General features: G+C 73.0%; 10 protein-coding genes. 1 reads left to right on the top strand and 9 read right to left on the bottom strand.

What is annotated here, in order from left to right; translation table 11 throughout:
* The 9 genes from VF468_12570 to VF468_12530 all read right to left on the bottom strand — a co-directional run.
* On the bottom strand, window positions 1–294 hold a 294-nt coding region (locus VF468_12570; protein HEX5879128.1), incomplete at its 3' end, for a hypothetical protein.
* Window positions 278–2,101, bottom strand: a complete 1,824-nt coding sequence (locus VF468_12565; protein ID HEX5879127.1) for an ABC transporter ATP-binding protein — start codon at window positions 2,099–2,101, stop codon at window positions 278–280. The genes VF468_12565 and VF468_12570, both read right to left, overlap by 17 nt.
* Complete coding sequence (locus VF468_12560; protein HEX5879126.1) at window positions 2,101–3,267, bottom strand: glycosyltransferase family 4 protein; 1,167 nt, start codon at window positions 3,265–3,267, stop codon at window positions 2,101–2,103. Before VF468_12560 ends, VF468_12565 begins: the two co-directional genes overlap by 1 nt.
* 1 nt (window position 3,268) lies before the next feature.
* Entirely contained in the window at window positions 3,269–4,501 is a 1,233-nt protein-coding gene (locus VF468_12555) for a glycosyltransferase family 4 protein (GenBank protein HEX5879125.1), read from the bottom strand.
* On the bottom strand, window positions 4,491–5,666 hold the full coding sequence (locus VF468_12550) for a glycosyltransferase (protein HEX5879124.1): 1,176 nt from the start codon (window positions 5,664–5,666) through the stop codon (window positions 4,491–4,493). The genes VF468_12555 and VF468_12550 overlap by 11 nt, the downstream gene beginning before the upstream one ends.
* A gap of 149 nt (window positions 5,667–5,815) precedes the next feature.
* Window positions 5,816–6,478 (bottom strand): response regulator transcription factor, encoded by a 663-nt coding sequence (locus VF468_12545; protein HEX5879123.1) that lies wholly within the window; start codon window positions 6,476–6,478, stop codon window positions 5,816–5,818.
* Window positions 6,475–7,944 carry an ATP-binding protein gene (locus VF468_12540; protein HEX5879122.1) on the bottom strand — a complete coding sequence of 490 codons (1,470 nt, stop codon included), beginning with the start codon at window positions 7,942–7,944 and terminating at the stop codon, window positions 6,475–6,477. Before VF468_12540 ends, VF468_12545 begins: the two co-directional genes overlap by 4 nt.
* 31 nt (window positions 7,945–7,975) lie before the next feature.
* The gene (locus VF468_12535) at window positions 7,976–8,338 is read right to left on the bottom strand and encodes a hypothetical protein (GenBank protein HEX5879121.1); all 363 of its coding nucleotides are present in this window, start codon (window positions 8,336–8,338) and stop codon (window positions 7,976–7,978) included.
* A 1,792-nt stretch (window positions 8,339–10,130) separates the two neighbouring features.
* Complete coding sequence (locus VF468_12530; GenBank protein ID HEX5879120.1) at window positions 10,131–10,613, bottom strand: cupin domain-containing protein; 483 nt, start codon at window positions 10,611–10,613, stop codon at window positions 10,131–10,133.
* A 644-nt stretch (window positions 10,614–11,257) separates the two neighbouring features.
* On the opposite strand from VF468_12530, the gene VF468_12525 reads away from it, so the two are divergent.
* The coding region (locus VF468_12525) for a transposase (protein HEX5879119.1) at window positions 11,258–11,489 on the top strand (232 nt) is incomplete at its 3' end.

Raw genomic sequence — 11,489 nt, 5'->3', positions numbered from 1 at the left:
GCGCTCCACCGCGCGGAGCGTCTTGGCCAGCTTCGGGGCGGCGCTCGCGACGGTCGCCCTGGCCGCGGCCATGGCGGTGCCGGCGGGGCCGCGCAGCTCCAGCCCGGCCACCAGCGCGGTGCCCGGCTTGTAGCGGAGGTAGCGCACCAGCACCTGCTCCGGCGGCGGGCCGCGGCCGGTCGCGGCCCAGCGCTCGGCCACGAAGGCGGTCAGCGCCGCCTGGTCGAGCACGGTGGCCATGGCCGCAAGGGCTGGGTCACGGGCGATCAGCTCCAGCTCAGCCGGTGGCGGCACGACGCCCCCTGTCGGGGTCGTGCAGCGGCCGCAGCGGGCCGTGCAGGCCCTGCCTGGCCGCCACCGCCTCGGCACGGCCCTGGTCGGCGATCTGGCCGTCCTCGATCCAGACGACGTGGTCGCAGTCGGCCACGTCGTCGGCGTCGTGGCTGATGACGAAGGTCGTCCGCCCGGCCGTGAGCCGGTGCAGCGCCTGCCTGACCGAGGCCGCGCCCGCCTCGTCGAGCCCGGTGAGCGCCTCGTCGAGGACGACGATGCGGGCGTCGCGCAGCAGCGCTCGGGCCACGGCGATGCGCTGGCGCTGGCCTCCTGACAGGGTGCCGCCTCGCTCGCCGACGACCGTCAGGTATCCGTCGGGCAGGGCGGTCACGAACTCGTGGGCGTTGGCCTGCCTGGCGGCCGCTTCGACCTCGGCGTCGCTGGCGCCGGGCCGGCCGTAGCGGATGTTCTCGGCGATGCTGGTCGCGAACAGCACGCTCTCCTGGAACACGACCGCGACCTGGGCCCGCAGCGACTCGAGGGTGAGATCGCGCAGGTCGTACCCGTCGACGAGGACCCGGCCGCTGTTGGGGTCCTGCAGCCGCGGCAGCAGGGCGGCCAGGGTCGACTTGCCCGAGCCGGACGGGCCGAGCAGCCCGATCCTCGCCCCGGCCGGCACGTGCAGGTCGACGCCGGCCAGGGCCAGGGGACCAGGGCCATAGCCCACGCAGACACCCTCGAAGCAGACCTCGCCGCGCAGACGGGGCGCCACGATGGCGCCCGGGCGGTCGGTGACGCCCGGCCGGGTCTGGAGCAGGTCGACGATGCGCTCCCCTGACGCCGCCGCCTTGGCCAGCCGGCCGGTGTACTTGGCCAGGTCGCGCATGGGCTTGAAGGCGCTCTTCAGGTAGCTGACGAACACGACCAGCTCCCCGGGCGTGAGCGAACCGTTGAGCACCTGCCTGGCCCCGGACAGGAGCACCACGGCGCCGGCCAGGCCGACCAGGACGTCGGTTCCCCGCTCGAGGCCGGCGGCCAGGCGGGCCGCCCTGACCCCGTCGCGCAGGGCCGTGGCGTTGCTGGCCGAGAAGCGACCGCGCAGCAATGCCCGCAGCGAGTACGCCTGGACCACGGTCATGGCCCCGAGGGTCTCCCCGGCCGTCCCGGCCAGCTCACCCTCGCGGCGCCGCTGGCGTCGGGCGGCCGCGGTGATGCGTGCACCCTGGCGGGCGCCGCCCAGCACGAAGATCGGGAAGGCGACCAGCGTGAGCAAGGCCAGCTGCCAGTCGAGCAGGACCATGACGACCGCCATCCCGGCCAGGGCCGCCAGGTTGCCGAGCAGCGGCAGCGCGGCCGTGACGGCGACCTCCTGGACCCGGCCGACGTCCCCGATGAGGCGGGTGAGCAGGTCGCCGGTGGCCGTCCGGTGGTGGAACCGCAGCGACAGCGTCTGGAGGTGGTCGAAAAGCTCGGCCCGGACGCTGGTCATGGCCCGTGTGCCGGCCAGGGCGAAGCAGACCGTCATGGCGTAGGAAGCCAGCGCGCGCAGCAGCACGACGCCGACGAGGGCGGCCGCGGCCAGCGCGATCAGGCGCATGACGCCCGGACGCTGGGCTGCGCCGGGCTGGACGATGGTGTCAATGACGACCTTCAGTGGCCAGGGCTCCAGCAGGCGGAAACCGACCTCGGCCACCAGTGCGGCCAGGCCGCCGACGGCAAGGTGGCGATGGGGCCGCAGGTGCGGCCGGACGTGCCGCAGGGTGCGGCGAAGGCCGGGCAAGGCGGTGGCCAGCTGACGGACCGAGTGTCCGTTGTGGCGCCGCCCCATCAGGCCACCGCCCCGTCGGCCGGGTCGAGGGCGACGCCGGCCGCGGCCAGACTGGCGGCGACCACACCAGACCAGCTGTGGCACTGGACGGCCCTGGCCCTGGCGGCGGCGCCCAGCCGGGTCCGCAGCCCTGGGTCGAGGGCGAGGGCGTGCAGGGCGGCGGCCAGGCCCTCGACGTCACCCGGGCGGACGAGGACCCCGGCCCGTCCGTGGTCGAGCGCGGCCGGGAGCTGGCCCACCGAGCTGGCGACCACGGGCAGGCCGGTGGCCAGGTACTCGTAGACCTTGAGCGGGGAGAAGTAGGTCTCGGCGCCGGCCGGGTAGGGCGCGACGGCGACGTGCATGGCGTGCAGCCAGCCGGGCACCTGGAGCGGGTCGACGGCACCGGTCCTGGTGACCGCCGCGCCGATGCCGAGCGCGGCGGCGCGCTCGGTCACCCGACCGGCCAGCGGGCCGTCCCCGACCAGCAGCAGCCGGGCCGCCGGGAGCCGCCCAGCCAGCCGGGCGAACGCGTCGACCAGCACCTCCACCCCGTGCCAGGGCTTGAGCGTCCCCACGAACCCGACGATGAACGGCCCTGCCGGCCGGTGTCTGGGGGGTCGGAACCGCCCGGTGTCGACGCCGTTGGGGACCACGACGGTCCGGGCCGCCGGGGCCTGGCGCCGGACCCAGGCCGCCACCGGGTCGGACACGCACACCACGGCGGTGGCGTCGCTGGCCGCGCCGGCGATGACGGCTTCGGCCCCGGCCCGGTCGGCCAGCTCGCGGTGGACGGCCTGCTCGTCCACCAGGGGCGCGTTGACCTCGAGCAGGCAGGGCCAGCCGGCCCGGGCGGCGTGGGCCGTGGCCGACCGGCTCCAGAGCGAGTAGCGCTCGTAGACGAGGTCGAAGGGCCCGCGCCTGGCGAGCAGGCCGGCGATGGCCGAGTCGTGCCCGGCGAGCTGGCGCTCCCGCTCGGCGGTGGTCCGGGCCGTGGCCAGGGGGAGGCGGTGCACCGGCACATCGCGCAGGCCGGCCGGGGCCGGCCCGCCGGTCCGGGCGCAGACGAGCTCGACCAGCGCGCCGCGAGCACGCAAGGCGCGGACGACCTCCTGCACATGGACCGAGGAACCCTTCGTCCCGAACACCGGGACGCCCGGGTCGGCGCAGACGTAGGCGAGGCGCATCTCAGCCCCCGATCCTCGCCGGCAGCGGCCGCGCCAGGAGGTCATCGAGGGCGGCGGCCTGCCGGCGGGCGTCGAAGCTGGCCTCGATCAGCGCCCGCGCCGCGACGGCCAGGCGGGCGCGGAGGCCGGGGTCCTGGAGGAGGGTCTGGATGGCGTCGGCCAGCCCCTCGGGGTCGTGAGGCCCGACGAGCAGGCCGGTGCGGCCGTGATGGACCGCCTCGGGCAACCCGGTGACGTCGGTGGCGACGCACGGGGTGCCGAGCGCCATCGCCTCAAGCAGCACCGTGGGCAGGCCGTCGGCGTTGCCGTCGGTGTCGACCACGCAGGGCGCGGCAAACACGGTGGCCGACGCGATCAGCTCACGTACCCTCGCCTGGGGCAGCGGCCCGGTCAGCTCGACGACACCGTCGAGCCCGAGGGCCGCGACCTGGGCCCGGAGCTCCGGCTCGAGCGGGCCGCCGCCGGCCAGGCGGCAGTGCACCGGCAGGCCGCGGTCGACCAGCACCCGGCAGGCGTCGACGAGGACGCCGAAGCCCTTCTTCTCGACCAGCCGGCCGACCGCCGCGATGACCGGCGGTCCGCCGGCTGCCGGGGGGCCGCCGTAGGGGAACGCCTGGAGGTCGACCCCGTTGCGGACCAGCTGCAGCCGCTCGGCCGCCAGTCCGTGGGCGGTACGCAGGTGCTGCAGGTTGTACTCGCTGATGGTCACGGTGTGGTGGGCGTCGGCCAACTTGCGGCCCAGGTCGGAGTGGTCCACCTGCTGGTGGAAGATGTCCTTGGCGTGGGCCGTGAACGAGTACGGGACGCCGCTGAGCAGCCAAGCCAGCCGGGCCACGGTGGTGGCCAGGGTGGCGAAGTGGGCGTGCAGGTGGCTGATGCCGCGCCGGCGGATCATGACGGCCAGCTCCAGCGCCTGCCCGGCGTCCTCGGGATCGGCCGCGAGCAGCTCGGGCAGGGCTCTCGTCAGCTCGGGCAACTCCCGCTCGGCCGCCCCCATGGCGCACCACAGCTCGTCGAGGCGCCGCGCCCTGGGCACATAGGTGACCGGCGCCCGGACCCGGGCCAGGCTGTCATGGAAGTACGGGTCGACCGGCTGGCGCAACGAAAAGATCTCGATGTCGGTGCCGCAGGCCTCCCTGGCCAGGATCTCCGAGACGACAAAGGTCTCCGACAGGCGTGGGTACATCTTGACGACGTAGCCAACCCGGCCGCCGCCGGTCTGGTCAGGCCACATGGCCGGCTCCCCGTCGCGCCGGACGCCTCCCGCCCAGCAGCGCCTTGGCCAGCGCGGGGATCCTGGCCAGGCCGTCCAGGTCGACCGGGGACGGTGGCCGTGGCCCGCGCCGGACGGCGCTGGCAGCCCAGCGGCCCAGCCTCGGCGGATCCAACTCGTCCGGGTGCAGGAGGTCGACCAGCCCGGTCCTGGCCAGGGCGGTGGCTCGGATGAGCTGCTCGGCCCTGGGCCTGACCCTGGGGACGACCAGCAGCGGCCGCCCGGCGGCAAGGGCCTCGCAGACGCTGTTGTAACCGCCCATCGAGACGACCGCGGCCGCGTGGCCGAGCCAGCGCTCGACGTCGTCCAGGAACTCGTAGACCAGCAGGCCATCCCGTCCGGCGGCGATGACCCTGACCGCCTCGCGCGCCGCCTGCGGCATCTGCGGTCCGGTGACCAGGACGCCGGCGTGGCCAGCGGGCAGCGGGGCGCGGGCGAACGCCTCGGCCACGGCGCCGCCGTCGCCGCCGCCGCCCAGGACACACAGCACATATCGTGCTGGGAGTCGGTGGGCCGGCGGGCGCCGGCCGCCGGGCCCGTGGTCACGACCGCGGGCAAGGTAGCCGGTGGCCACGATGGTCGTCGCCAAGTCGGGGTCGAGGCCGAGCACGGCGCCGGCGTCGTACACGGCCGGATCCCCGTACAGCCAGACCTGGTCGTAGTAGCGGGCCAGGGCCAGGCTGCCACGGTCGCGCCGCCACTCCAGGCGGGTCCGCACCGGGTCGTCGATGACGTCGCGCAGGCCGAGCACGACCCGGGTACAGCCCAGCGCGTTCAGCCGCTCCAGGGCCGGCTCGAGCTCGCCGCGGAAGCCGCGTGGATGCCTGTCCACCACCAGCAGGTCGGGCACGAACGTGGTCAGGGTGGCGGTCAGCAGGGCAGTGCGAAGCTCGGCCAGCTCGCTGGCGGCGACCGAGAGGTGTCTGGCCGTATAGGCACCCTGCTGGCTCTTGGCCAGGGCAGGCAGGCCGACCAGGTCGGTCCGGGATGGACGGCGCAGAGCGGCCGCCTCGGGGGCGCCGGTCAGCAGCAGAACGTCGGGAGCCGGGTCGAGCAGCTGGAGGGCGCCGGCCAGGGCGAGATTGCGCCGGACATGGCCGAGACCCTGGGCGTCGTGAGAGTACAAGGCGACTCGGGGTCGTGGCCGGGGAATGACGTCGGTCGTGGTCGTCACCTCCCCGGGTGGGCCGTGCGGGTCGTTCCAGTCTTACGACGGACCATTGGAGGGAGATGAGGGGCCGATGAGGAAGTCTTCATCGGCGTCGTGTCTGAGGGTCAGTCGGTGCGGAGCCGGTAGCCGCTGCCGCGGACCGTCTCGATCCGCTCCGCGCCGAGCTTGCGGCGCAGGTACCGGACGTAGACGTCGACCACGTTGGACCCCGGGTCGAAGTCGAACCGCCACGCGGTGGACAGCAGCTGCTCGCGCGACAGGACCTGGTCGGGGTGGCGGCAGAACACCTCGGCCAGGGCGAACTCGCGGGCGGTCAGGTCCACCGTCTGGTCGGCGACGTAGACACGGCGGGTGCGCAGGTCGAGGGTGAGGTCGCCCACCCGGAGCATGGTCGGTTCCGGCGCCCGTTGGCTGCGCAGCCGGAGCCGGACCCTGGCGAGCAGCTCCTCGAACGCGAACGGCTTGGGGATGTAATCGTCGGCGCCGCTCTCCAGGCCGGCGACGGTGTCGCGGACGCTGTCACGGGCCGTCAGGATCACCACCGGGATGTCCACCCTGTCCTCCCGGAGCCGCCGCAGCACGGTGAAGCCGTCGACCTTGGGCAGGCCGATGTCGAGGATGAGCAGGTCGAACTCGCCGCTGCGGGCGTAGTGGTAGGCGGCCTCGCCGTCGCCAACCGTGGCCGTGGTGAAGCCGTTGCTGGCCAGGCCCTTCTCGAGGAACGACGCGATCCGTCGCTCGTCCTCGGCGATCAGGACACGGTTCATCCGGTGGCCCTTCCCACCCGCTGCTCGTGGGGGGTGGCCGGGGCGGCCGGCGGCGGCCGGGCGGGCAGCTCCAGGATGAAGGTCGCGCCCCGGCCGGGTGCGCTGTCGACCCGCACGACCCCGCCGTGGGCCTCGGCGATCGTGCGGACGATCGTCAACCCGAGCCCGGCACCCTCGGAGCGGCGCTCCTCCGACCCGCGGGCGAACCGCTCGAAGATGCGCTCCTGGTCGTCGGGGGCGACGCCGGGCCCGGTGTCGGTCACCCACAGCCGGACCAACCCACCGCTGGCGGTCGACCCGACGGCGATCTTGTCCCCCTGGGTGGTGTGCTGGACGGCGTTGGCGGCCAGCTGGAGCAGCGCCTGGGTGAGCCGCTGGCCGTCGGCCAGGACCGTCGTCTCGGCCACCTCGGCGACCGTCCAGAGCCGCGGCCCCAGCACTCGAGCCTTGGCGACGACCTCCACGGTCAGGTCGGCCACGTCAACGGGCGCCAGGGTCAGGAAGTCGGGCTGGGTGGCCTTGGCGAGCACGATCAGGTCGTCCACGATGCGGCTCATCCGGTCCAGCTCGTCGGTGACCAGGACGGTGGTCTCGCGCCGGTCGGCCGGGTCGTCGCCCATCAGCTCAAGGTGCCCACGGATGACCGTGATCGGCGTGCGAAGCTCGTGCCCGGCGTCGTCGAGGAAGCGCCGCTGGGCGGCGAACGCCGCCTCCAGCCGGTCCAGCATGTTGTTGAACGTCCTGGCCAGCTGGGCGACGTCGTCGTCCCCGCTGACGGCGATGCGGCGGGTCAGGTCGGACTCGCCGATCCGCTCCGCCGTCTGGCGGACCAGCCGGATCGGTGCCAGCACCCGCCCGGCCAGCAGCCAGCTCACCAGGCCGGCAACGGCCAGGGCGCCGAACCCGACCAGGGTCAGGACCCGCACCGCGTCGGTGACCTCCCGCCGCTGGAGGTCACGGAACTCCAGCACCACCAGGGCGCCCGGCCGGGGATCGCCGGCGACCCGGACAGGAAGCACCGCATAGCGCACCGCCCCGGCCGAGCTGTCGGCCCAGCCATAGGTCGGTTCGGTGGCGGCGGCCACCCGGGCCACGAACGCCGGGTCGGTGTCGAGGCGGGCCGGCGCCGTCCCCAGGCTGCGGTGGGTCGGCCGGCCAGCCACCACGCTGAAGTAGGCTTCCTCCTCGGCCTCCGGCAGCGTCTCTTGAAGATAGCGCTCCAGCAGCGCGTCCACTTTCCGGTAGGGGTTTCCCCGTTGGTCGGTGGCCGAGGAGGCGAAGGTCCGCAGCTTGCGACTCTCGTGGACGAGCTCGGCGTTGGCGCGCTCGTCGACCCGGGCCAGCAGGACCCGCCAGCTCAGCCCCACCGAGACGGCCAGGGCCAGGCCGACCAGCAACACCATCCAGCCGACGATGCGGGCCCGGGCGCTCACCGGTGCCCGCCGCTTCCACCTGGGGCCTGCCATTGCCCGATCCTGCCTGACCCGCCGGCCGGGCTCAATCGTCGTCCGCGTCGTCGACGTCGTCCCGACGGTCCTGGAGGTCGTCGACGGCGTCTTGCCGGTCGTCCTCGAGGTCGTCGACGGGGTCGTCCCCGGCGACCTGGACCGGCGGCGGGGACACCGGCGCCGCTGTCCGCGGCGGAGCTGTCGTCGACGTCGACGGCGCCAGGGTCGGCCGCGCGGCGGGGTCGCCGGAGCCGGCCGCGCCGACCGTCGCAGTGGTGGGTGATGACCCGGCCACGATCGGCGAGCCCAGGGAAGGAGCGTCGGCCGCGCCGGCAAGGCCGGAACCGCCCACGGCGGCGGCCACCACACACAGCACCGCCATGCCCGCCAGAACGATCCCGAGAGTCCGCATCCTGTCGACCCTACTACCTGTTCGTTACCGCACGATGAGAGCCCGATGAGAAAAGCCTCATCCGCCAGGGCGAAGCGTGGTCGATTCACGGCCGACCTCGACAGATCCTCGGCTTCACGACACCCTCACAAGCACTCACGATGCTGCTGCCCTGACCTGTGGGACCTACCTGGTGAACGACCACGGACTGCATCCTTCTGCCGACGTCACCGCGGCCGACTGGCTGAGGCCACGGCTGCGCCGCTTCGGATCTGCGGTCAGCGCCGTGGTCCCTGACGGGTTCCCTGCCTTCGTGCGGATCCTGCACCCCGCCCGAGGACCCAAGGGCCAGCCAGTGCGCTGGGCTGAGGTGGCGGCCTGGTCCGGCCGCAGCATGCATCGGCTGGCGCAGTTTCATGCCATCAGCCGGCCGTCATCGGCGGCACGGGCCGACCCCGCGCCCTGGGACGGCGAGGATCCACCGGAGGGGAACCTGCCGGCCGAGCTGCTGCGGATCCTGTGCGCAGCCCTCGCCCGGCACACCAGCACCCCTGAATCCTGCTGGTTGTGCCTCTGGGACGGCCACGGCTGGCTGCACGGCAGCCCCTCGGTCGCGATCATGGGCAACCACGGGTCCATCCCCGTCCCGTCGGCGTTCCCTGCCGAGGTGCTGGAGGGACCCCGCGTCCGGCTTCCGGGCCGAGACTACCTGCTGTTCGCCGGACCGCTGGCGGCAGCGCCGATCCGCGCCTTGACGCACGGCCGGTCCAACCAGACGACCCCATCGCCTTCGACAGCGACCAGATCAACACCTAGACAGCAACTCCGAGGCCAAGCCCGCACTGTGGCAAGCCTGCAGCCGTGTTGCTGTCACCCCCTGAGACCGCCACCGTTTGTGCGACAACCCTTCCTCCCGACTCGTGTGCGCCCGCAGACGTCAGCGCCCGTGTTCGCAATCAGCGGTCGCATGGACATGTCCTCGATGAGGTCCGCGGCCCGCCGACGACCAGCATTCGCAGCTCGAGGTCGACGCCTGACGAGTGCTGGGTCTCTGCTGGTTACGCCCGTATCGACGGAATCGCGAGGGCAGAGGGAGGACGTGCCTGGGGCATCCGGCGCCGTCTCGAGCCCCCGATCGGTCCGGTTCCGGATGCGCCATGTGGCGCCCGACAGGCCCTGGCCGACTGCCAGCGGCGACTGGACCGCTACCGGGCCGCCTTGGCGGCTGGGACCGACCCGGCCATCGTGCAACAGTGGATCGCCGAGGTCACCGCCACCCGTGCCGCCGCCGAAGCGCAACTCCGGGACTCGCGCACGGCCCCTGAGGGGTCGCCCCTGAGCAGGTCCGAGCACTCCTCGAGGAGGCCGGTGGGAGGAGCTCGGCATCAATGGCGTCTACGACCCCAACCGCCACACCGTTCAGGTTCAGGTGGAGCTCGGTAGGCGTACTGGTCGTGTCGGAGGGGGGACTTGAACCCGGCCCCATGCTGCTGCGACGTCCGAGGTCAGGGCGGTGGATGCGGTGTGACCTGCGGTTCCAGCTTGCCGGCCGTGACCGCTGGTGCCCGCCGAGGACCAGGCATTCCCGATGCCGTACGGACCCAGCGCGGACCAGGATCCCCAGCTTGGAAGGCGCGTCCGACGAGGACAGACCTGGCTCTGGTACGGCGACGACGGCCGAAGGCTGAACCGGAGGGTGCTTCGGTCCTTCGCGACCAGGGCACTGAACGGTGGCCGGCGCGACGCAGGAGCAACCGGCCACGACGGGTCTTGAGCCCGCTCATGGCCGGTTGCGTGCTTGCCGACAGCCAGGTCAGAAGTCGCAGTTGCCGGGGTCGGGCACGTCGATTCTAGGCGCAGCGCCCACGGGAACGATGAAGGTCACCAGCAGCTTCACCGTGACGGTACCCTCGTTGCGGCCGATGTGGACGTGGCCGCCGCCCTTGTCCACAAACGCCTGCCCGGGCCCGTACTGGTGCGGCCGGCACTTGCGGTCATCGCCGTCGTACAGCGTGAAGGTGCCTTCCTGGATGGTCACCAGGGCCGGGCCCGGATGGCTGTGCCAGCCCGTGTGGCCACCCGGCTCGATCACCACTTCTTGGACGATGAAGTCGGATGGCTTGATCTTGGCCTTGATGTTGGGCGTTCTGATCTTGACCCGTTCGCTGAAGGTGCCCTTGCCGAGCTGCGTCGCCGTAATGTCCACGCCTGGGGTGGCGACCGCGACGCCGGCGGGTACGGCTAGCGCGGCGATAGCGACGGCGATGGCGAGCCGACGGGTGGTGCGGGAGCGCATGGCTACCACCTTCTCCTGGTGTGCTGATGCGGCGAGGAGCATGCTCTTGCGCCCTGGAGGGGCGTGTGCCGTGGCGGCGCCCTCATCCACCCCCTCTCGTCCTCCGGGCATGCCCGTGATGGACAGGCCGGGACACTACCGCATTTGGGACAGGCCGCCTATGGTCGGTAAAGGGTAATCGTGTGCTGATGCTCGCAGTTCGGAAACATTCGCAGAGGTCGAAAACTCTGACAGTCAAGACGCTGCTGACTGCTTGTCTCGAATGGCCCGCGGTCCAGCCCGGCCAACCCCGGCATCCTCCCGACTGCTTCGGCTCCCCCTCGGCGGGAGGGTGAGGCCGCGCCCCGGTGACCGCCGCGTCGCTGCCGGCCCTGCGGGCGGCCTTGAGGGTGTAGAGAAAGTCTCCCTGCGATGATCGGGGTGGGTGCCCTCGGGTGGCTGGTCTGACCCGAAGTCTCCCCGGCCCGGTGCCTTGAAACTGATCTGTCGACCAGCCGCCCGGGGGTGTCCCGAGGCACCCACCGGTCGGGCGAACGTGACCCGATAGGAGCCTGGCCTAGAGGTCCCATCGCAGTGCTGTCCGCCGTCCCGATGGGTGCGTGCCGTCCCTGTCCGATCGGCCCGGAAGGAACGACATGGAGAGCATGACAGCACCCGCTAGCCCGGTCACTGTTGGGGTCGACACCCATCTGGATCTGCATGTGGCCGCCGTGATCGACGAGGCCGGGCGGCTGCTCGGCACCCAGGCCTTTGCGGCCTCGACCCGAGGCTATGTCGCCCTGGTCACCTGGGCTGAGCGCTTCGGACCGGTGGAGCGGGTCGGGGTGGAAGGCACCGGCACCTACGGCGCCGGTCTGGCCCGGTTCGTGCCCGCCT

This window comes from Actinomycetota bacterium (assembly GCA_036280995.1).
GTDB lineage: Bacteria > Actinomycetota > CALGFH01 > CALGFH01 > CALGFH01 > CALGFH01.
Note: the sequence above shows the minus strand (reverse complement) of the source record. Positions and strands in the feature narration are given on the sequence as shown.

Excerpts from the sequence above, each read along its gene's own strand:
- VF468_12565 (HEX5879127.1), bottom strand. The coding sequence starts at position 2,101 with ATGGGGCGGCGCCACAACGGACACTCGGTCCGTCAGCTGGCCACCGCC.
- VF468_12535 (HEX5879121.1), bottom strand. The coding sequence starts at position 8,338 with ATGCGGACTCTCGGGATCGTTCTGGCGGGCATGGCGGTGCTGTGTGTG.
- VF468_12545 (HEX5879123.1), bottom strand. The coding sequence starts at position 6,478 with ATGAACCGTGTCCTGATCGCCGAGGACGAGCGACGGATCGCGTCGTTC.
- VF468_12560 (HEX5879126.1), bottom strand. The coding sequence starts at position 3,267 with ATGCGCCTCGCCTACGTCTGCGCCGACCCGGGCGTCCCGGTGTTCGGG.
- VF468_12555 (HEX5879125.1), bottom strand. The coding sequence starts at position 4,501 with ATGTGGCCTGACCAGACCGGCGGCGGCCGGGTTGGCTACGTCGTCAAG.
- VF468_12530 (HEX5879120.1), bottom strand. The coding sequence starts at position 10,613 with ATGCGCTCCCGCACCACCCGTCGGCTCGCCATCGCCGTCGCTATCGCC.
- VF468_12540 (HEX5879122.1), bottom strand. The coding sequence starts at position 7,944 with ATGGCAGGCCCCAGGTGGAAGCGGCGGGCACCGGTGAGCGCCCGGGCC.